This window comes from Streptomyces sp. NPDC045678, assembly GCF_056432085.1.
In genome coordinates this window covers 432,556-452,078 of the sequence record NZ_JBWKJS010000004.1, presented here as the reverse complement: position 1 = coordinate 452,078, position 19,523 = coordinate 432,556, and the positions used below count along the sequence as shown (strand labels likewise).

Sequence of the window (19,523 nt, the reverse complement as noted above, 5' to 3'; positions counted from 1 at the left end):
GAGCGGGTACGTACGTTCGCATGACGCGCATGACGCCGGAGCGCCCCGGCCCCGCGGTACCGCCGCCGCCCACCGCCACGTACCGGTTGCAGTTGCAGCCGGACTTCCCCTTCGCGGCCGCCGAGGCGGCCGTCCCCCATCTGGCCTCGCTCGGTGTCTCGCATCTGCACCTGTCACCGGTGCTCGAGGCGGTCCCCGGCTCCACGCACGGCTACGACGTCGTGGACCACGCGCGCGTGCGGGAGGAACTGGGCGGCGAGGACGGGCTGCGGGCCCTGTCCCGCACCGCCCGGCAGTCCGGGCTCGGTCTGGTCGTGGACATCGTGCCGAACCACATGGCTGCGGTGCCGCGCCACAACCACGCCCTGTGGGAGGTGCTGCGCGAGGGACCCCGCTCGCCCTACGCGCGCTGGTTCGACATCGACTGGGACGCGGGCGGCGGGCGCGTCCTGCTGCCCTTCCTCGGCGGCAGGCTCGGCGAGGAGCTCGGTCAGCTGCGGGTCGACGGCGACGTACTGCGCTATCACGAACACGCGTTCCCCATCCGGGAGGGCACGGCGGAGCTGCCGCTTCCCCAGCTCCTGGACGCGCAGTGGTACCGCCTGTCCTGGTGGCGGCTGGCCCGCACCGAGCTCAACTACCGGCGCTTCTTCACCATCTCCGATCTCATCGGGGTGCGCGTCGAGGACCCGGACGTCTTCGACGCGACACACGGGAAGATCCTGCGGCTGCTGCGCGAGGGGGTCGTCGACGGGCTGCGGATCGACCATCCGGACGGTCTCGCGGACCCCGGGGCGTACCTCCAGAAGCTGCACGAGGCGACCGGCGGGCGGTGGACGGTCGTCGAGAAGATCCTCGCCGACGGCGAGCGCCTGCCCGCGGCCTGGCCCGTGGCCGGCACCACCGGCTACGACGCGCTGCGCCACATCGACGGCGTCCTCGCCGACCCGGCCGGCGCCGGTGAACTCCTCGGCCAGTTCCGGCGCTTCGCCGCGGCGCCCGCCGACCGGGGCGGCGACTGGGACGCGACGGTGCGCCGGGCCGCGTACAAGGTCGTCACGCGCGAACTGGCCGCCGAGGTGGACCGCCTCACGCGCGCGGCGGGCGCGATCTGCGCGGCCGTCCCCTCGCTGCGCGACCACGCGCCGTGGACGCTGCGCACCGCCCTCAGGGAGCTGCTCGTCCGGCTTCCCGTCTACCGGCCGTACGTGTCCGGGGGCGACGCACCCGACACGGTCCTCACCCCGCAGGCCGCCGAAGAGGCCAGGGCGGCCTTCAGCGTGCCCGAGGAGGCCCGCGCGGTCGATGTCGTGCGGGACTTGGCGCTGGGCCGCATCGGGGCCGTCGGAGAGGCCGCGGAGGCCGCCGACGCCATGGCGGAGTTCCGTGCGCGGTTCGCGCAGACCGCGTCGGCGTTGCGCGCCAAGGCCGTCGAGGACACGGCGTTCTACCGGCACGCGCCGCTGCTGTCGGCGGCGGAGGTGGGCGGCGCCCCCGAGCGGCCCGCGGTGCCCGTGGAGGAGTTCCACGCGTACTGCGCGCGCGTGCAGCGCGACTGGCCCTACTCGGGCACCGTCCTGACGACGCACGACACCAAGCGCAGCGCGGACGTGCGGGCGGGCATCTCGGTCCTGACGCAGTGCCCGGGCCAGTGGGCCGACCTGCTCGCCGAGGTCACCGAGCAGACCTCGCGCATGGGCGGCACGGGCGCGCCCGACCCCCAACTGGCCTGGGCGGCCTGGCAGACGGCCGTCGGCTTCGGCTTCCCCTACGACCAGCGGCTGCAGAACGCCCTCCTGAAGCATGTGCGCGAGGCGGGCCTGCACACGAGCTGGACCGAGCAGAACGAGGCGTACGAGAAGGCGGTGGCCGCGTTCGTGGAGGCGGGTCCCTGCGGGCCGCCTCTGTACGCGGTGGCGTCCTTCGCGCGGGAGATGGACGCCCATGTGCGGGCGAACGTCCTGGGGGCGGCGCTGCTGCACCTGACGATGCCCGGCGTGCCCGACGTCTACCAGGGCACGGAGGGCGAGTACCGCGCGCTGGTCGACCCGGACAACCGGCGGCCCGCCCGCTTCCAGCCGCACGTCCTGGAGCGACTCGACTCCCAGCGGGAACGCTGGGACCTCTCGGAGGAGAAGCTGGCGCTCACGGCGACGGCGCTGCGGCTGCGCGGGCGGCGGCCCGAGCTGTTCGGGGGCGCGGCGACGTACGAGCCGCTGACCGCCGAGGGTCCTGGCGCCGGGCACTGTGTGGCGTTCGTCCGCTCCGGGGAGATCGTGACCGCCGTGACGCGGCTGTCGCTGCGGCTCGCGGACGCGGGTGGCTGGCGCGGGACGGATCTCGCGCTCCCGCCGGGCCGGTGGGCAGATCTGCTCGCTCCGGGGCGGGAGTTCGAGGGGCACGCGCGCGTGGAGGAGCTGTTCGCCACGTCGCCGGTGGCGCTCCTCGCGCGTGCCGCCGCGGCCGGGGAGGCCGGTGGGTCTCCTACCGGGGACGTACGAGGAGAGTCCGCGGACCGCGGGTCAGCAGCCCCCGGGGAGCCGGTCTGAAGCCGGGCGCCCAGCGCAGGCCCGGCAGGGCGTCGAGCAGGGCGCGCAGGCCGTACTCGGCGGTGCGGGCGGCGAGCTCGGCGCCCGGGCAGGCGTGGCGGCCGGTGCCGAAGGCGAGGCGGCCGGGGTCCGAGCGGAGGATGTCGTAGCGGTCGGGGTGGGTGAACCGGGCGGGGTCCCGGTTCGCGGCGCCGACCAGACACGCCACGACCGTCCCCGCGGGCAGGGGCGCGCCGCCCACGGTGACCTGGCGGACCGCTCGGCGCAGCACGACGGGGGCGGGCGGATCGCGGCGCAGGGACTCCGCCCAGGCGGCGGGGATCAGTGTGCGCCGTTCTCGTACGAGGGCCAGCTGGTCGGGGTCGTCGAGGAGGTTGGCGAGGAACGAGGCGAACGCGAGTGCGGTGGCCTCTCCGCCCCCGCCGAGCAGCGAGCCGACGAGTCCGCACACGGCCTCGTCGGAGAGCGGCCTGCCGTCCACCTCGGCGCCGCACAGCACGGAGAGCAGGTCGGTGCCCGGGTGGGCTCTGCGGTGCGCCAGATGCGGACGCAGGCAGGCGTCCAGTTCGTGGTGGTGGCCGCCGAGGTGGGTGAGGCCGCCGCGGCACCACTCCTGGACGCGGGCGGTGTCTTCGTAGGGCAGCCCCAGGGCCGCCATGACCGCGGCGGTCGGCAGCCACTGGCAGAACTCGGTGAAGAGGTCTGCCTCCTCGCGGGCGGCGATGCGGCGGGCCAGGACGTAGGCGGTGCGCGAGGCTCCCGCGGCCAGCGCGGCGACGGCGCGGCCCCGCAGCGCGGGTTCGACCAGGGCGCGGTGGGCGCGGTGCGTGTCGCCCTCCATGTGCGTGAGGGTCCGTCCCGGCGGCACCGCGACGAGCCCCTCCTGGACGAGCGTCCCGCACACGTCCCCGTACCGGCTCACGACCCATGCCCCGAGCAGTTCGTCCCTTACCAGCGGGAAACTCTCCCGCAGCACCCGGAACACGGGGTACGGGTCGCTCGCCACACCGGGCGACACGAGGCTGGGCGGCACCGCCCGGGGCGGCCGCGGTGCCCGGGGCCGGGTGTCCGCGGGAGCGCACGACATGAACGGCGGCGGACGGACCGCGGCCGGTGCGGAGCCGGTGCTCACCGCGGTCGGCACGCGCGGCGCGGGATGTGTTTCCGGCGGAGGTATCGGACCGTCCGGTGGGACGGGAGGGCAGCGCACCGCGGGGCTCCCACCTGTGCGTCGGCGCGGCGAGCGGCCGCGCGGGTGTGTTCCAGAGGACCACTTCGCGGCCTCCGCCGCAGTCCGCGTACGACCGTTCGAGTGAGGGCCGCCGTCACGTCGGTCCGGCGGACGCGTCCTTGACACGTCTGTCGGGGCATGGGGTACTGCGATTGCCTCGGTGGTGAACCGGACGGGGGGCCAACTGGCGGTGCAGCACTACCCGAGTGTTCCTGAACTCGTCCTTTCCGCACGACAGTTGGCAGCCCACCGTCCCGGGCTCGCCTCCCTGCGCGAAGTGGGCACCTCGCGCGCGGGACGGCCCCTGCACCTGCTCTCCGTAGGACACCACCCACGCGCCGTCCTCGTCGTCGCGGGCGCGCACGCCAACGAGCCGGCCGGCGGTTCCACGCTGCTGCACCTCGCGGAACGGACCCTGCGCGATCCTCGGCTGCGCGGCGACACCTCCTGGCACTTCCTGCTCTGCGCGGACCCGGACGGCGCCAGCCTGCACCGCACACCCGCTCCCCGCACGCTCCTGGACTACCACCGGAACTTCTACCGCCCCGCGGGACCCGAGCAGCCGGAGTGGTCGCCCTCCGTGCTGCCGCCCGACCGGCTGCCGCCGGAGACCCGCGCCCTGTCCGCCGTCATCGACCGGCTGCGCCCCTACTTACAAGTGTCGTTGCACAGCACCGACCTGGGCGGCAGCTGGGTACAGCTCACGAAGGACATCCCCGGCCTCGCGGAGCCGTTCGTCAAGTCGGCTGCGGAACTGCACATTCCGGTGGAGACGGGGGCGTCGGACGCCGCGGGCTGGCCGGTCTCGGGACCGGGCGTCCACGTGCTGCCGCTGCCCGGCACGGACGCGGCGTACCCGAGCCTGCCCGAGGACGCCCGGCGCACCACCTGGCACCGCGCCCACCGCTACGGCGGACGCACCGCGATCATCGAGGTCCCGATGTGGGCCAGCGACCTGGTCGACGACCCGCAGACGCACCCGACGCCCACCCTGGCGATGCGGGCGCTCGCGGGCCGGCTGCGGCGCGACGCGCGGCTCGTCGAGGACATCCTGGCCGAGGCCCTGCCGCGCCTGTCCCGGGACGGCGCGGGTGGCGGCGTCGACGGGCCGCTGCTGCGGGCCGCGCGGTGGGCGCTCGCGTTGGTCCCCGGCCTCGCCGACGACTGGCGGCGGCTGCCGCCCGCGGGTACGTCCCGGGCGTACATCGGGAGCGTCGACGCCTTCGGCAGACGTCTGCCGTTGCGGGCCGCCGCGATGCTGCTGCGGGTCCTCGACGAGGCGGGCGACCGGGCGGCGCCGCGCCTGGAACTGCTCGTGGCGCAGTGGAGCGAGGCGTTCGCCGAACGGTTCAGAGCCCGCTGGGTCCCGCTGGAGCACCAGGTGGAACACCAGTCGCGCACCACGGTCGCGGCGGCGTGGCACGCGCGCGTGGAGGCCGACGGCGGCCGCGCGACGGACTGACCGCCGCCCGTGCCCGCAAGCGGTGTTCAGCTCGTCGAGAGGCGGAACGCCATTCGGCCGAAGCTCACCGAGTCGCCGTCCCGGACGATCGCCGAACCGGTCACCCTGCGGCCGTTCACGGACGTGCCGTTGGTCGAGCCGAGGTCGCGCAGCACCCACATGCCGCCCTGCCGCCGCAGCTCGGCGTGGACCCGGGACACCGTGTCGTGGCTCAGCCGCAGGCCGTTGGCGGGATCGCGGCCGATCCGCAGCGGGAAGGCGCTGTCGGGCGAGGGCAGCAGCAGCTTCGGCAGGCGCTCGGCCTGCCAGGCCCTGCGCAGCTTCATCGTGAACCCGGAGACCGCGCCCACGCCGCCGAGCACCATGCGCGACCAGCGGCCCTCGGTCCGCAGGTCGTCGGTGAGTGCGGCCAGTTCGTCGGGCCGCCTGGCGGCGAGCACGAGCTCCATGCGCCGCAGGAACGTGTCGTGCGAGAGCCTGCCGACGGCCGCGCCCTCCTTGAGTGCGTCCAGCGCCCGGTCGCGCTCCGCGTCCGTCACCCGCGCGGGGTACGTGGAGAACTCGAAAGAGGATGTCACCGGGGAATTGTCCGTCACTCGCGGCCCGGGTGTCCAGAACGGTAAGTTCGATCGGTGTTCGATCGTTTCCCGGGCGGATCCCCCCACGGACCGCGGGTTTCTGACGCACCATGGGACACACGGGGTGACGGACAGCGGACGAGGGAGAACCGTCGGTGAGGTTCGAAGTGTGGGCGCCGGAGGCCGAGCGGGTCGTACTGGAGTGCGCGGGGTCCACGCGCGCGCTGGAGCGCGACGGGGACCGCGCGGGGTGGTGGACGGGGGAAGCGGCGGCCGAGGACGGCACCCGTTACGGCTTCTCGGTGGACGGAGGACCCGTCCTGCCCGACCCGCGCTCGCGCCGCCAGCCGGAGGGGCCCGACGGCCTCAGCGCGGTCGTCGACCACGACCGGTACGCGTGGCGCACGCCGTGGGCGGGGCGCGGGGTGCGGGACGCGGTCCTGTACGAGCTGCACGTGGGGACGTACACGCGCGAAGGGACGCTCGACGCGGCGGCGGACCGGCTCGGGCACCTCGCGGAGCTGGGCATCACGCACGTGGAGCTGATGCCGCTGTGCCCGTTCCCCGGGCGGTACGGCTGGGGGTACGAGGGCGTGTCGCTCTGGGCGGTGCACGAGCCGTACGGCGGGCCCGAGGCGCTGAAACGATTTGTCGACGCGGCGCACGCGCACGGCCTCGGCGTCGTCCTGGACGTGGTCCACAACCACCTCGGCCCGTCAGGCAACTACCTGCCCGCGTTCGGGCCGTACTTCACCGAGACGCACCAGACGCCGTGGGGCGCCGCCGTCAACCTGGACGCGCCCGGCTCGGACGAGGTGCGCGCGTACCTGATCGGCAGCGCCCTGGCATGGCTGCGCGACTACCGTATCGACGGCCTCCGCCTCGACGCGGTGCACGCGCTGGTCGACACGCGCGCGTGCCACTTCCTGGAGGAACTCTCCGTGGCCGTGGACTCCTTGGCCAACGAGCTCGACCGGCCGCTGTCCCTGATCGCCGAGTCGGACCTGGGCGACCCGCGGATCGTCACCCCGCGCGTGAGGGGCGGCCTCGGTCTCCAGGCACAGTGGAACGACGACTTCCACCATGCGCTGCACACCACGCTCACGGGTGAGGCGCAGGGTTACTACGAGGACTTCGCGCGCGCCCCGCTGGCGGCGCTCGCCAAGACGCTGACACACGGCTTCTTCCACGACGGGACGTACTCGACGTTCCGGGGCCGCGTCCACGGACGTCCCGTGGACCGCGCGCGTACTCCCGCGTACCGCTTCCTCGGCTACGCGCAGACGCACGATCAGGTCGGCAACCGCGCCCTGGGGGACCGCCTTTCGGCCTCCCTCTCCCCCGGCCTGCTCGCCTGCGCGGCCGCGCTCACCCTGACGAGCCCGTTCACGCCGATGCTGTTCATGGGCGAGGAGTGGGGCGCCACGACGCCCTGGCAGTTCTTCACCGACCACACGGACCCCGAGCTCGCCGAGGCCGTGCGCCGGGGCAGGCGCAGGGAGTTCGCGGCGCACGGATGGGCCGAGGAGGACATCCCCGACCCGCAGGACCACGGGACCCGTGAGCGGTCCTGCCTGGACTGGTCCGAGCCCGCGGAGGGCCACCACGCGCGCCTCCTCGCCTGGCACCGGGAGCTGATCGCCCTGCGGCGCACCCGCGGCGACCTGACCGACCCCGATCTGGCGGCGGTGCGGGTCGCGTACGACGAGGGGGCCCGCTGGTTCGCGTTCCGGCGCGGGGATCTGCGGATCGCCGTGAACTTCGGCAGGGAGCCCGTCACCGTGCCGCTGGACGGGCGCCACGCGCGCGTGCTCGCCGCGTGGGAGCCGGTCGAGGCCCCGGACGCGGACGGAGTGGTGCGCCTGCCGGCCGAATCGTGCGTGATCCTGGCGACCGCGTAACCTCGGGGCCCACGTTCGGGAGGCGGATCATGAAGCAACGATTTCTGGGCCGGACCGGTCTGCGCGTCAGCGAACTCTGCTTCGGCGCGATGACGTTCGGCAGCGGCGCGGACGAGGCGACGTCGCACCGCATGCTGGACACGTTCACGGAGGCCGGCGGCACGTTCATCGACACGGCCGACATGTACGGACGCGGCCTGTCGGAGGACATCCTCGGCCGCTGGCTCAAGGGCCGACGCAGGGACGAACTCGTCGTCGCCACGAAGGTGTTCGCCACGATGAGCGACGCGCCGAACGCGGGCGGGCTGAGCCGGAAGCACATCGTGTCGGCGGTCGACGCGAGCCTGCGGCGGCTCGGCACCGACTACATCGACCTCTACCAGACGCACGTGTGGGACGCGACGACGCCCGTCGAGGAGACCCTGTCCACCCTGGACACCCTCGTGAAGGCGGGCAAGGTGCGCTACCTCGGGGCGAGCAACCACTCCGGAGCGCAGCTGCAGAAGGCCCTCGACGTGGCACGGGCGCACGGCTGGGAGCCGTACGCGTGCCTTCAGCCGTTCTACAACCTGCTCGGGCGCGACATCGAGTGGGAGCTGCTGCCGCTCAGCGAGGCGGAGGGCGTCGGCGTCATCCCGTACAGCCCGCTGCACGGCGGCTGGCTCTCGGGCAAGTTCCGGCGGGGCATGGCGGCCCCGCCGGAGGGCACGCGGGGCGCGGACAGCTGGGAGGAGCGGGCCACGGAGGACACCTGGCGGGTCGTCGACGCGGTCCTGGAGGTCGCCGGGGAGACCGGGCGCTCCCCGGCGCAGGTGGCACTGCGCTGGCTCCTCCAGCAGCCCGGTGTGACCGCGCCGATCGTCGGGGCGCGCTCCGTCGAGCAGCTGACCGACAACCTCGGCTGCGTGGACTGGGAGTTGACGCCCGGGCAGCGGGAGCGGCTCACGGAGGCGAGCGCGCGGCCGCTGCCGTACCCGTACAACGTGCTCGCGCACTACCCGGGCCGCGAACCGCGCACCGGGCCCCGCACGGACACCGGCTGACCGCTGCCCGGCGGGCGACTGGCGCGCAGCCGCCTGCGCGCCAGTCGTCCGTGCCCCAGTCTCTTGTGCCTCAGTCGACGATCGCCATCTCGCGGGCGGTGGTGTTGAGCCGCCGCCCGCCGTCCTCGGTGACCGTCACGATGTCCTCGATGCGCACTCCGAAGCGGCCCGGCAGATAGATGCCCGGCTCCACGGAGAAGCACATGCCGGGCACGAGCGGCTGCTCCTCGCCCTCGATCATGTAGGGCGGTTCGTGGGTGGTGACGCCGATGCCGTGTCCGGTGCGGTGGATGAAGTACTCGCCGTAGCCGAACTCGGTGATCACGTCGCGGGCCGCGCGGTCGATGTCCTGGCAAGCCGCGCCGGGCCGCACCGCCGCGCAGCCGGCCGCCTGCGCCTCACGCACCACGTCGTGGACGCGCTGCTCCTCGGCGGTCGGCTCCCCCACGTGGACGGTGCGGGAGGTGTCCGAGCCGTAGCCGTGCAGCAGCCCGCCGAAGTCGAGGACGACCATGTCGCCCCGCTCGATGACGCGGTCGCCCGCCTCGTGGTGCGGATTGGCACCGTTCGGGCCCGAGCCGACGACGGTGAAGTCCACCTGGGAGTGCCCGAACCGCCGCAGCAGGTCCGCGAGATCGCCGGCGACGTCCGTCTCCCTGCGGCCCGCGAAGGGCACCTTCTGGATCTCCTCGTACGCCGCGTCGGCCGCCGCGCCCGCCGCCGCGAGGCGCTCGAGCTCGGCCTCGTCCTTGACCGCGCGGAGCATGGGCAGCGCCTGCGTGAGCGATACGTAGGAGGTGCCGGGCAGCGCCTGCTGGAAGCCGAGCAGGTGCATCGCCCAGGCGTTGTCGCTCACTCCGAAGCGACCCGATACGTCCAGGAGGGGCGCGGTGACGGCATACGGATCCTTGCCGTCGGTCCAGTCCCGCAGGGTGAGCGCGGACGCGCCGACGGCGCGCGCCGCGTCCGGGGCCTCCAGGGTCGGCACGACGAGCACGGGGTCCTGCCCGGCCGCGAGCACGAGGAGCGTCAGCCGCTCGGTGTCCGCGGTCGGCCGGTAGCCGGTGAGCCACACGAGGTCGGGCCCCGGGGCGACGAGCACACCCGCCAGACCCGCGCTCGCGGCCTCGGCGGCGGCTCGCTCCATGCGTGCTCGGTAGTCGTCGGCGGTGAAGGGCGCGGGAGCGCTGCTCATGGTGACCTCCTGTTGTCCACGCCAGAGATCCTGCCCCTCGCCGCGCGCGACCGCGAACCCGGGTCAGGTCACGACGCCGGGCCGCGCCGCCAGAACCTGGCGCGCGCCGCTGTCGTGGCGCACCGTCAGGGTCACGGTCCTGCCGGGCCGCGCCGCACCGATCACGGCCGCGAGCTCGGCGGCCGAGTCGATCCGGGTTCCGCCGAACACGAGCACGGTGTCGCCGCGCACGAGTCCCGCGGCGTGCCCGGGCCCGGGCACGTGCACGCCGACGAGCAGGGCGCCCGCGCCCCGGGGGGCGTCGACGGCCTCGATGCCGAGGGCGGCGGCGGGAGGGTGCGGACGTGGCTCCGGGGGGTGGGGGGCGCGGGGGCTGGGCTCGGGCCTCTTCGGGCCGGTCAGCGGTGCGGTGGAGCCGGGGGCGGCCTCCGGCCCGGCGGGGCCGGCCGCCGCTTTCCGCATCCCTGCGAGCTTGCTCATACCGATGACGGTGGCGCTCACGGTTCCGATGCCGATGCCCGAGAGCACGAGAGCGGCCGCGCAGAGGAGCCCGAAGAGCAGGGTCGTCAACCGCCTGCCGCGACGCCGGGCGGCGTGCGGGCGATGGGTTGCGCGGCGCTTGGGCAACCGGCGGAACCGGTTGGCGGGCGCCGGACGCTCCGGGCCCGGATCCGTACCGCGGCCCTGGCGCTGGCCCCCACGGGGACGTGCCCCCGGGCTGCCGGGCTCGCCGGCCCCCGGAGCGGCATGCCGACCGGGGTTCCGACGCTCCCCTTGACCGGGCCCCCCTTGACCGGGCCCCCCTTGACCGGGCTCCCCTTGACCGGGCCCCCCTTGACCGGGCTCCCCTTGACCGGGCTCCCCTTGACCGGGCTCTCGGCCGTGATCCTGCCGGAGGCGGTGACCAGGACTCCGACCGACGTCACGGCCAGGGTTCCGGCCCGGAACCTGATCAGCCCCCTGCCCCAGACCCCGCTCGGGGCCCCGCCCAGCACCCTCGCCCCACCCCCCATCGAGCCTGTCCCCCGAACTCCATCCGTCACCTAGGTCAGAGTCCCGCCCCGGACCCTGACCAACCCCCCGCCCCGCACCCTGGCCAAGACTCTCCCCCAGCCCCTCACCAGGCCCCCAGCCCGCACCCTGACCCCGACCACGCCCCCCGCCGCCGAACCCCTCGCCCCCACCCCAGCCCACGTCACGGTCAATGGCCCCAACCACCCCCTGACCGGAACCCCGCCCCGCATCCTCGCCAAGACTCCGCCCCGAGCCCTCACCAGAACCCCAGCCCGCACCCTGACCATGGCCCCGCCCCCCGGCGAACCCCTCGCCCCCACCCCAGCCCACATCGCGATCAGTGGCCCCACCCGAATTCCGGCCAGAGCCCCAACCCGCATCCTCGCCAAGACTCTCCCCCGGCCCCTCACCAGGCCCCCAGCCCGCACCCTGACCGCGGTCACGCCCCCGACTCCGGCCCCGCCCCCCGGCAGACCCCTCCCCCGAACTCCAGCCGTCGTCTCGGTCAGAAGTCCCGGCCGCCACGTCCTGGCCGGAGCCCCAACCCGCGTCCTGGTCAGGGTTCTCGGCGGGGTCCTGGTCGGAATCCCGGGCGGGTTCCCTGCCCGGCATCGGCTTGGGACGCAACGTGGTGTGATCCATGGCTCGCCTCCGGCCACAGCTCTACCCGGAGTGACCCCGCGTCGACGCCTCACGAACGGGTGACATCCAGCTGTGCGGTCAGCGTTTGGGCCGGGCCGCGCAGGGTGCCGGCGTGGAGAAGTTCCGTGCGGTGGACGACGCGGGGTGTCGTCAGGGGTACGGCGACGGTGCCACGAGCCTCCGCCGCCACCCACCGCGGCAGCAGTGCGAGGCCGTGGCCCGCGGCGACCAGTGCGGTGAGGGTGCGCAGGTCCGTGCCGTCGTAGCGCAGGGCGGGGCGGAAGCCGGACGTGCCGGACGCGGCGCGGAGTTGGGCCAGCGGCAGCCCCGTGTCCGGGGCGTCGATCCAGCGGGCGTCCACGAGGTCCCCGAGGCGCAGACCCGTGCGGCGGGCCAGCGGGTGATCCTCGGTGAGGAGCACGGCCACGGGTTCCTCCGTCAGACCGCGCACGCCCAGCGGGGCGACGTCCGGCAGGCGCAGCGGGTCACTGGGCGCCGCGAGACCGTCGACCAGGCCCACGTCGGCCGCGCCCGTCGCGACAGCCACGGGGATCTCGTCGCGAGGCAGCACGGAGAGGGTGACGCCCGCCGTGGGGAGCGCCCGGACCGTACGCGGGGTCAGCGCGGTCGACGTGGCCGCGAGCGTCAGCCCTTGCTCGGGGGCGGTCGCCATGCGGACGACCTCCGCGCGGGCCGCGTCCAGGCGCAGCAGCAGCGGGCCCGCGTGCTCCAGGAGACGGGTGCCCGCCGGGGTGGGGGCCACCGGCCGGCGGGTGAACAGTGCCGCGCCGAGGTCCTGCTCCAGGGCGGCGATGTGCTGGGAGACGGCGGACTGGGTGTAGCCGAGCTCGCGGGCCGCCTCGGAGAAGGAGGCGAGGCGAGCCACCGTGACGTACGTGCGCAGGAGGTGCGGGTCCATGGCCGCAAGGATCCTCCAGCTCGGCGGAGGCCCGGTCGTCAGGGTTGCTTCCCTGCCGGTCAGCCAGTCAGCCAGCAAGGCAGCAAGGCAGCAAGGCAGCAAGGGGAGCCTCTCCCGCATCAGGCCTCGCCCGCATCAGGGATGCTTATGCAGCGTGCAGATTTCGTCGTTGGACGTGAACTCAGGGCCCGCCCAGGATGGGTCGCATGACCACAGCCACGCCTCGTGCTTCCGCCCCCGTGAACGCCCCCACCCACCGCGCCGCCCGCCTCGCCCTCGTCGGCGACCGCTCCCCGAACATCACCTCCCACACCCGGATCCCGCTCCTCCTGGAGGCCCTCGCCGCCCAGGACCGCCTCGTCCTCGACGCGTACTGGATCCCGACCGAGGACGCCGTGGAGCCGGACGCCGTGCGCGGTTTCGACGCCGTGTGGGTGGTTCCGGGCAGCCCCTACCGCAGCGAGGCCGGCGCGCTCGCCGCGATCCGCACGGCGCGCGAGGGCGGCGTGCCCTTCCTCGGTACGTGCGGCGGCTTCCAGCACACGCTCCTGGAGTACGCGCGGAACGTGTGCGGCCTGACCGACGTCGCGCACGCGGAGAACGACCCCGACGCCGACGACCTGCTCCTCACCCCGCTGGCCTGCTCGCTGGTCGGCCACGAGGGCACGGTGACCATCACGGAGGGCTCGCTCGCCGAGTCCGTCGTGGGCGCCCGCAAGTCGATCGAGCGCTACCACTGCTCGTACGGCCCCACCGCCCACCTCGACACGCTGCGCGCGCACGGCCTGCGCTTCTCCGGCGAGGACGAGGACGGCCAGGTACGGATGGCCGAACTCCCCGGCCACCCCTTCTTCCTGGCCTCCCTCTTCCAGCCGGAGCTGGCCGGCGACGGCTCGCGTCCGCACCCGATCGTGCGGGCCCTGGCACGAGCCGCCGTCCGGCACGCGGGCGTGGCCGCCTGACCCTCACCGGCCGCCGGCACAGGCCCTGGAAGATCACTGAAAATGTTCGGCTGTTCTGGTCCTGGATCATGCGGTCCGGGGTCAGTCTGGTGGGTATGCAGGGTGAGTGGGCCGGAGGGCCGATCGGGCCTGATGTGTGGAAAACCTGCCGGGAGTTGATCCCTAAGCGGAGTGTGTTCGCGTTCCTGGCCGAGCACCGGGACGTGTTGTTCCCGGCCGGGATGTTCGCGGACATGTATCCCTCGCCCAACGGGCGCCCGAGCTATCCGCCGCAGGTGCTGTCCACCGTGGTGGTGCTGCAGGTCCTGAACGGCCTGTCGGATGCGGAGGCCGTCCAGGAACTCCGCTGTGACCTGCGGTGGAAGGCCGCGTGCGGACTCGGCCTGCTGGCCGGCGGGTTCGACTCCTCGCTGCTGACCTATTTCCGGCGCCGGCTGCAGCACTCACGCGACCCGCACCGCGTGTTCACCGCCGTGCGGCAGGTCGTCGAGGCCACCGGGATCCTGCGCGGCCACCGCCGGCGGGCCCTGGATTCCACCGTCTTCCAGGACGCGGTGGCCACCCAGGACACCGTCACCCAGCTCATCTCCGCGATCCGCCGGGTCGCCCGCGAGGTCCCGGGTGGCACCGAGACCGTGAAGGCCCGGTGCACCGGGCACGACTACCTCGCCGGCCCCGGCAAACCGAAGATCGCCTGGGACGACGAGAAGGCACGGGCCGAACTCGTCGACGCCCTGGTCACCGACGCCCTCCAGGTCCTGGCCCACCTGCCCGAACAGAACCTGGGCGAGAAGGCCGCGAACGCGGTCGGCATCCTGGCCCTCGTCGCCGGCCAGGACGTCGAGCCGCCTGAGGACTCCGATGGCAGCGACGGCCGCTGGCGCATCGCCCGCCGCATCGCCCCCGGCCGCGTCATCTCCACCGTTGACCCCGAGGCGAGGCACATCCACAAGACCACCCGCCAACGGACCGACGGCTTCAAGGGACACCTCGCCCTGGAGCCGGAAACCGGGCTGTTCACTGCCGTCGCCCTCCATCCGGGCAGCGGCACCGACCACACCGAGGGAATGGTTGCACTGGACCTGCTGGCCGGTGAGAGCGGGCCACTTGATGTCTTCGGGGACACCGCCTACTCCGGCCACACCTACCGGGCTGCCCTGACCACAGCCGGACACCAGATCTTTTGCAAACCCGCCCCGCTCAAGCCCGCCGTCCCCGGCGGGTTCACCCTGGACGACTTCCACATCGACACCGCTGCCGGGACGGTGACATGCCCGGCCGGCCACACCACCCCGCTCGGCGACCAGGCCGGACAGTATCTCCAGCGCAAAGCCTTCTTCGGGACGTTGTGCACCCACTGCCCGCTGCGGGAGCGGTGCACGAGGAACAAGCTGGGCCGGATCTTGACCATCCGCCCGCACCACGACCAGCAGGCCGCCGCCCGCCGCCAGGCCGCCACTGACCCCAACTGGCAGGCCACCTACCGGCGTTGGAGGCCACCCGTCGAACGCGGCGTCGCCTGGCTCGTCGCCCACGGAAACCGGCGACTGCGTTACCACGGCACCCTCAAGAACGACACCTGGCTCCACACCCGGGCCGCCGCCCTCAACCTCCGCCGACTGATCAACCTCGGACTCACCCACACAGCAGGCACCTGGACCATCACCCCTGCCACCCCCTAGCGGCAGGGGCGGCCACGCGCCCCCGAAAACGCCCGCTGGCCAGGCAACATCTTCAGCACACTTCTAGACGGCGTGGCCCCCGTGACCACCCCCGTGCCCCGCGCCGTGGTCGAACTTCAGGGCCTCCTTGGGCATCACCACGAAGGGCCGCATCATGCCCATGTCCTCGTGCTCCAGGAAGTGGCAGTGGTACATGAAGCGGCCGTACGCCCCGTCGAACTTGCCCATCACGCGGAGCAGCTGCCCGCCGGGCACCCGGAAGACGTCCTTCCAGCCGCGCTCGTTCGGGGCCAGCGGGACGGGCCGCTGGGGGTCGACGGCGATGGGCGCGAGCGTGCCGCCGATGCTGACGTCAAAGCCCGACACGTCGCAGGCGTCCCTGCCGAGGAGCTGGAAGTCCGCCAGGTGGATGTGCATCGGGTGGAGCACCGGCGGGTTCGCGGCGAGGTTCAGGAACGTCCACTGTTCGTGGCTGCCCTCGGCGATGGTGATGCCGAGGCCGTCGTTGAACGTGCGGGCGATCCTCCGGTACGTCTTGACCTTGCCGTCGTCCCCGCGCAGCTGGATGATCCCCTCGGTCGGCACCTGGATGTCACCGGGCTTCTCGACCTCGGCCATCTCCCAGATCTCCGGGTGGCCGCCGCCTCCCTTGGTGGCGGGCGGGGTCAGCACGATCAGCCGGTGGCCGTGCGCGATGTCGTGCGTGAGCGGGCGGAACGAGCCGGAGAGGATCTCCGGCAGTTCGAAGGTGTCCGGCTCGGCGCACTCGCCCACGCGGAACTCCATGACCTGCGGGTAGGGCACGTCGTTCGCCACGTCGGGCACGCCGGGCGCCTGCCCCCGTCCCTTGTTGACGAGTCGCAGCCGCTGTCCGGCGAGCCCCCGGAAGTCGATGAGCAGGTCCATGCGCTCGGCCGGGGCGACGGTGAGCGTGGGCAGCGCTCCTTCGAAGTCGACCGGCACGGGGCGCGGCAGGAGCCCGCCGTCGCTGCCGATCTGCTGGAGGACGCCCCGCACGGGGTTGTTGTCCTCGTCGACGAGAACCAGGTCGTAGATGCGCGCGTTCGACGCGTTGACCAGGCGGAAGCGGTACCAGGCCGCGTCCACGTCGGCGTACGGCCAGATGCGGCCGTTGACCGTCGTGTAAGGACCCGAGAAGGGCAGGGAGACGGGCTTTCCCGTCTCGTCGTTCTTCGGGTCGACGATGGTGGTCTTGTGCAGGAGGCGGCCGTTCAGCCGGCCGTCGCCCTCGTCCGTGTCCAGGTTCCTGTCGGCGATGAGCAGGGGGATCTCCCGCTCGCCGCACGGCAGTCGCAGCGCGTCCTCCTCGTCGTCCCGGACCAGGTACGTGCCGTACAGGCCCGCCATCACGTTCCAGCGCGTGATGTTCATGGCGTGGTCGTGATACCACCACTGCACCGCCTGGTGGTCGTTCGGGTACTCGGAGAGCTGGGCGTCTCCGTACCCCACGGCGTTGTCCGCCCAGCCGTCGTTGCCGCCGCCCGTCTGCGCGCCGTGCAGGTGCGTCACGGACCAGGCGGGCAGCGCCGCCACATCCTTGTTCGGCTCGATGCCTCCGCGGCCCGGCCGGGTGGTGGGCGGCGGGTCCTTCTGCGGGTCGCCGCGCGGTGCCTCCACGGCCGTGACGGGATACTCGCCCTGCGGTATGCGGTTGGTCCAGGCGATGCGGATCCGCTGCCCGCGCCGCACCTCGATGGTGGGGCCCGGCACCGAGCCGTCATACCCCCACATCAGGGTCGGCGGGAGCTGCGGGTGCAGGCGCACCCACGTCGGCCGCAACGCGATCTCGGTCTCCTCCAGCACGTCGGCGGAGTCGGGCCGCAGGACGGGCGGGACGGTCAACGGCGTCACGAACGGCGCCAGTTCACCGTCGACGGGAAGCCGATGCCTCCCCGCCGCTTCCGCCACGTCGCCCGTCGGCTCTTCCGTGCTGCGCTCAATGATGTCGGTCAAGATCGAACACCCCCGTGTCCATCCCCCGTTGTCGCGGCCGGTCGACGGCCGCCTTCACTTCAGAAGACTCCCGGCGCCCCACCGAAGTTCCACGAATCCTCCATTCCGGATGAAACCATCCGAAGGGGGCTTGTCGGCGCGCCGCGGGGCGCACGGTCGGGCAGGAAGCCGTGCGCGCGCCCGGCCAGGTCCTGTGCGCCGTAGCGCCGGCAGCCGTGGTGCCAGTTGAGGATGCCCGCCATCCAGTTCTTCAGGTCGGCGACGTAGCCGTCCATGGCCGCGCGACCCTCGCGCGCGAGGGCGAAGTCGTCGTACAGCGGCGGGAATTCGTGGGAGGAGACGTGTTCGAACTGTCGCAGTCGCTGGGTCGTCAGGTCGTGGACGACGCGCAGCGCCGACGGGTAGTCGCAGCCGAAGAAGTTCTGCACGACGAGGATGCCGTTGTGGAACTCGCCCTCGTACTCGATCTCCTTCTGGTACGAGAAGATGTCGTTCACGAGCATCGCGTAGTCGACGGCGGCGTTCTCCAGGGAGCGGACGGGCCCGCTGCGGTAGATCGCGGGCGGTACGGACGGTCCGTGGCCCATGCGGCACAGGTTCATGGTGAGGTCGGCGCCGAACGTGGCGCGGCGCATCTCCAGGTAGTCGACCGGGTCGGGGACGCGGTGGTGCAGTTGGTTGAAGACCTCCCACACCCAGCTCTCCGTCATGACGTCCACGGAGTCCCGCACCGTCCTGCGCTGCCGGTCGGTCATGTCGCGGGTCGTGCGCGCCCACAGGTCGATGAGACCGCGCTCCATGGCGTTCCCGGGCACCGGAACGGGCTCCCCCACGAGAGTCATGCAGGCGGAGAGCCGTTCGGTGCAGAACTTCGCGGCGGCGAGGTCGCGGCGGCGGCCGAAGACGAGGGGGTAGTAGTCGTCGCCGTACGTACCCCAGGCCAGCCACTGCGAGCTCAGGTCGAGGGCGTCCTGCGCACCGTCCGGGTCGAGTCCCGCGGCGCACAGCGGCAGGTCGTACGCGTCGAGCTTGTCCTCGTCCCAGACGCCCTCCTTCAGGATGCCCATCTCGTGCGCCCACTCGGTGATGCGCCGCCGCGCGGTGTCGAGGCCGGGGTTGAGCCGCAGCGGGAACGGCATGTACAGGTCGGGGATGCGGGAAGGGCCCACCTTCTGGAAGGGCACATGCGTGAAGGACCGCGTCCGTTCCGCCCCCGCGGCGGAGAGCAGCGAGGCGATGCCCGTCCCCGACGTCCCGAGGCCGGTGGGACCGGCGAGCGGTGAGCCGACGGTCACGCCTTCGTTCATGTACCGGCTGGAGCGCAGATGCCACTCGTGGCCGCCCGACTGCCAGTCCTGAAGTCCCTTCGTGTACGCGGCGACGGCCGCCACCTCGGGCGGGGCGAGACCTTTCTCCACAGCGACGGCGGGCACTTCGGTGACCGCCGTGTGCTCGAACTGGTGCAGGCGCGAGGTCAACACGTCGTTGACGGTGTCGGCCGCCTCCTGGGTGGTGCAGTCGAAGAAGGTCTCCAGAACGAGCACTCCGTTGCTGAGCTCGCCCTCGTCCTGGACCTCGCGCTGGTACGAGAAGAGGTCGTTCCGCAGGTGGACGGCGTCGGCGAACGTCTCCATGAGCACGCGCAGCGGCCTCGTCCCCGCGACGGACGCGGGCACCTCCGCCGTCGCGTACTCGATGAGGCCCGCCGACCAGGGTGCGCCGCCGACCTTGCGGCGCATCTCGATGTACTCGACGGGGTTCGCGATCCGCCCTTCGTTGATGTTGGAGAGCTCCCACATCGACTCGTTGAGCAGGTGTTCCGTCGATTCGGCGAAGCGGCGGCGCCAGTCCTTGGACATCGCGGGCACGGTGCGCGCCCACAGATCGGCGAGCCCCGCCTCGACCGGGTTCCGCGGCTCGGGCACGGCGGCCGACGGGTCCATGGGCATGAAGAGAGGCAGGCGTTCGAGGTGCGCCTTGCCCGCCGACGTGTCCTGAGTGCGTTTGTACATGTCCAGGAAGTGGTCGTCGAAGAAGAACACCCACACGTACCAGTCGGTGATCAGCGACAGCGCCGGGCCGTCGCAGTCGGGGTGGGTGTACGCGCACAACAGGCCGTAGTCGTGCGCGTCGAGGTCACTCTGCTCCCAGACACCGCTGCCCTCCAGCATGCCCATGTCCCGCGCCCAGCGCGTGGAGTGCGCGCGGGCCTCCTCCAGGTGCGGATTGAGCCTCGCGGCGTACGGCATGTAGAAGTGCGGCAGTTCGAACGGCTGCGTCATGTGCCCGGCCCTACCCGGGGTTGCCGGTCGGCATCCGTGCGGCACCGCATGATCGCACCATCGCGTGAACCGACATCGTTTCGCCCTCA

The 19,523-nt window shown here is 73.1% G+C and carries 13 protein-coding genes; 6 read left to right on the top strand and 7 right to left on the bottom strand.

The window, feature by feature from the left end; translation table 11 throughout:
* Nucleotides 1-29 precede the first annotated feature (29 nt).
* Nucleotides 30-2,549: a malto-oligosyltrehalose synthase gene (gene treY / locus AC07DO_RS16600; protein WP_479060714.1), complete on the top strand. Its 2,520-nt coding sequence runs from the start codon at nt 30-32 to the stop codon at nt 2,547-2,549.
* Here treY and AC07DO_RS16595 read toward each other — a convergent pair.
* The gene (locus AC07DO_RS16595) at nt 2,485-3,555 is read right to left on the bottom strand and encodes a cytochrome P450 (RefSeq protein ID WP_479060236.1); all 1,071 of its coding nucleotides are present in this window, start codon (nt 3,553-3,555) and stop codon (nt 2,485-2,487) included. The two genes, treY and AC07DO_RS16595, sit on opposite strands and share 65 nt — an antisense overlap.
* A 409-nt stretch (nt 3,556-3,964) precedes the next feature.
* Here AC07DO_RS16595 and AC07DO_RS16590 point away from each other — a divergent pair, with 409 nt between their 5' ends.
* On the top strand, nt 3,965-5,242 hold the full coding sequence (locus tag AC07DO_RS16590) for a M14 family zinc carboxypeptidase (protein WP_479060713.1): 1,278 nt from the start codon (nt 3,965-3,967) through the stop codon (nt 5,240-5,242).
* A 26-nt stretch (nt 5,243-5,268) separates the two neighbouring features.
* Here the strand turns inward: AC07DO_RS16590 and AC07DO_RS16585 are convergent, their stop codons facing one another.
* Nucleotides 5,269-5,820 (bottom strand): FHA domain-containing protein, encoded by a 552-nt coding sequence (locus AC07DO_RS16585; protein ID WP_479060234.1) that lies wholly within the window; start codon nt 5,818-5,820, stop codon nt 5,269-5,271.
* A 155-nt stretch (nt 5,821-5,975) separates the two neighbouring features.
* On the opposite strand from AC07DO_RS16585, the gene treZ reads away from it, so the two are divergent.
* Entirely contained in the window at nt 5,976-7,721 is a 1,746-nt protein-coding gene (treZ, locus tag AC07DO_RS16580; RefSeq protein WP_479060232.1) for a malto-oligosyltrehalose trehalohydrolase, read from the top strand.
* Nucleotides 7,722-7,750: 29 nt separating this feature from the next.
* The gene (locus AC07DO_RS16575) at nt 7,751-8,764 is read left to right on the top strand and encodes an aldo/keto reductase (RefSeq protein WP_479060230.1); all 1,014 of its coding nucleotides are present in this window, start codon (nt 7,751-7,753) and stop codon (nt 8,762-8,764) included.
* 70 nt (nt 8,765-8,834) lie between these two features.
* Here the strand turns inward: AC07DO_RS16575 and AC07DO_RS16570 are convergent, their stop codons facing one another.
* The 3 genes from AC07DO_RS16570 to AC07DO_RS16560 form a co-directional block, all read right to left on the bottom strand.
* Nucleotides 8,835-9,959 carry an aminopeptidase P family protein gene (locus AC07DO_RS16570; protein WP_479060228.1) on the bottom strand — a complete coding sequence of 375 codons (1,125 nt, stop codon included), beginning with the start codon at nt 9,957-9,959 and terminating at the stop codon, nt 8,835-8,837.
* 63 nt (nt 9,960-10,022) lie between these two features.
* Nucleotides 10,023-10,529 (bottom strand): PDZ domain-containing protein, encoded by a 507-nt coding sequence (locus AC07DO_RS16565; protein ID WP_479060226.1) that lies wholly within the window; start codon nt 10,527-10,529, stop codon nt 10,023-10,025.
* Between the two features lie 1,135 nt (nt 10,530-11,664).
* Nucleotides 11,665-12,534, bottom strand: a complete 870-nt coding sequence (locus AC07DO_RS16560; protein ID WP_479060224.1) for a LysR family transcriptional regulator — start codon at nt 12,532-12,534, stop codon at nt 11,665-11,667.
* Between the two features lie 206 nt (nt 12,535-12,740).
* Between AC07DO_RS16560 and AC07DO_RS16555 the strand changes: the two genes are divergently transcribed.
* Nucleotides 12,741-13,496, top strand: a complete 756-nt coding sequence (locus AC07DO_RS16555; protein WP_479060222.1) for a CTP synthase C-terminal region-related (seleno)protein — start codon at nt 12,741-12,743, stop codon at nt 13,494-13,496.
* A gap of 95 nt (nt 13,497-13,591) precedes the next feature.
* Nucleotides 13,592-15,178 (top strand): IS1182 family transposase, encoded by a 1,587-nt coding sequence (locus AC07DO_RS16550; RefSeq protein WP_479060220.1) that lies wholly within the window; start codon nt 13,592-13,594, stop codon nt 15,176-15,178.
* Between the two features lie 63 nt (nt 15,179-15,241).
* Here AC07DO_RS16550 and phsA read toward each other — a convergent pair whose 3' ends face one another.
* On the bottom strand, nt 15,242-17,152 hold the full coding sequence (gene phsA / locus AC07DO_RS16545; protein ID WP_479060218.1) for an O-aminophenol oxidase PhsA: 1,911 nt from the start codon (nt 17,150-17,152) through the stop codon (nt 15,242-15,244).
* Between the two features lie 59 nt (nt 17,153-17,211).
* On the bottom strand, nt 17,212-19,434 hold the full coding sequence (cyc2, locus tag AC07DO_RS16540) for a germacradienol/geosmin synthase Cyc2 (protein ID WP_479060216.1): 2,223 nt from the start codon (nt 19,432-19,434) through the stop codon (nt 17,212-17,214).
* Nucleotides 19,435-19,523 lie beyond the last annotated feature (89 nt).

What these genes read in the sequence shown, in the direction of transcription:
- treY (WP_479060714.1), top strand. Translation starts at nt 30, where the DNA reads ATGACGCCGGAGCGCCCCGGCCCCGCGGTACCGCCGCCGCCCACCGCC.
- AC07DO_RS16575 (WP_479060230.1), top strand. Translation starts at nt 7,751, where the DNA reads ATGAAGCAACGATTTCTGGGCCGGACCGGTCTGCGCGTCAGCGAACTC.
- AC07DO_RS16570 (WP_479060228.1), bottom strand. Translation starts at nt 9,959, where the DNA reads ATGAGCAGCGCTCCCGCGCCCTTCACCGCCGACGACTACCGAGCACGC.
- AC07DO_RS16560 (WP_479060224.1), bottom strand. Translation starts at nt 12,534, where the DNA reads ATGGACCCGCACCTCCTGCGCACGTACGTCACGGTGGCTCGCCTCGCC.
- AC07DO_RS16555 (WP_479060222.1), top strand. Translation starts at nt 12,741, where the DNA reads ATGACCACAGCCACGCCTCGTGCTTCCGCCCCCGTGAACGCCCCCACC.
- AC07DO_RS16550 (WP_479060220.1), top strand. Translation starts at nt 13,592, where the DNA reads ATGCAGGGTGAGTGGGCCGGAGGGCCGATCGGGCCTGATGTGTGGAAA.
- cyc2 (WP_479060216.1), bottom strand. Translation starts at nt 19,434, where the DNA reads ATGACGCAGCCGTTCGAACTGCCGCACTTCTACATGCCGTACGCCGCG.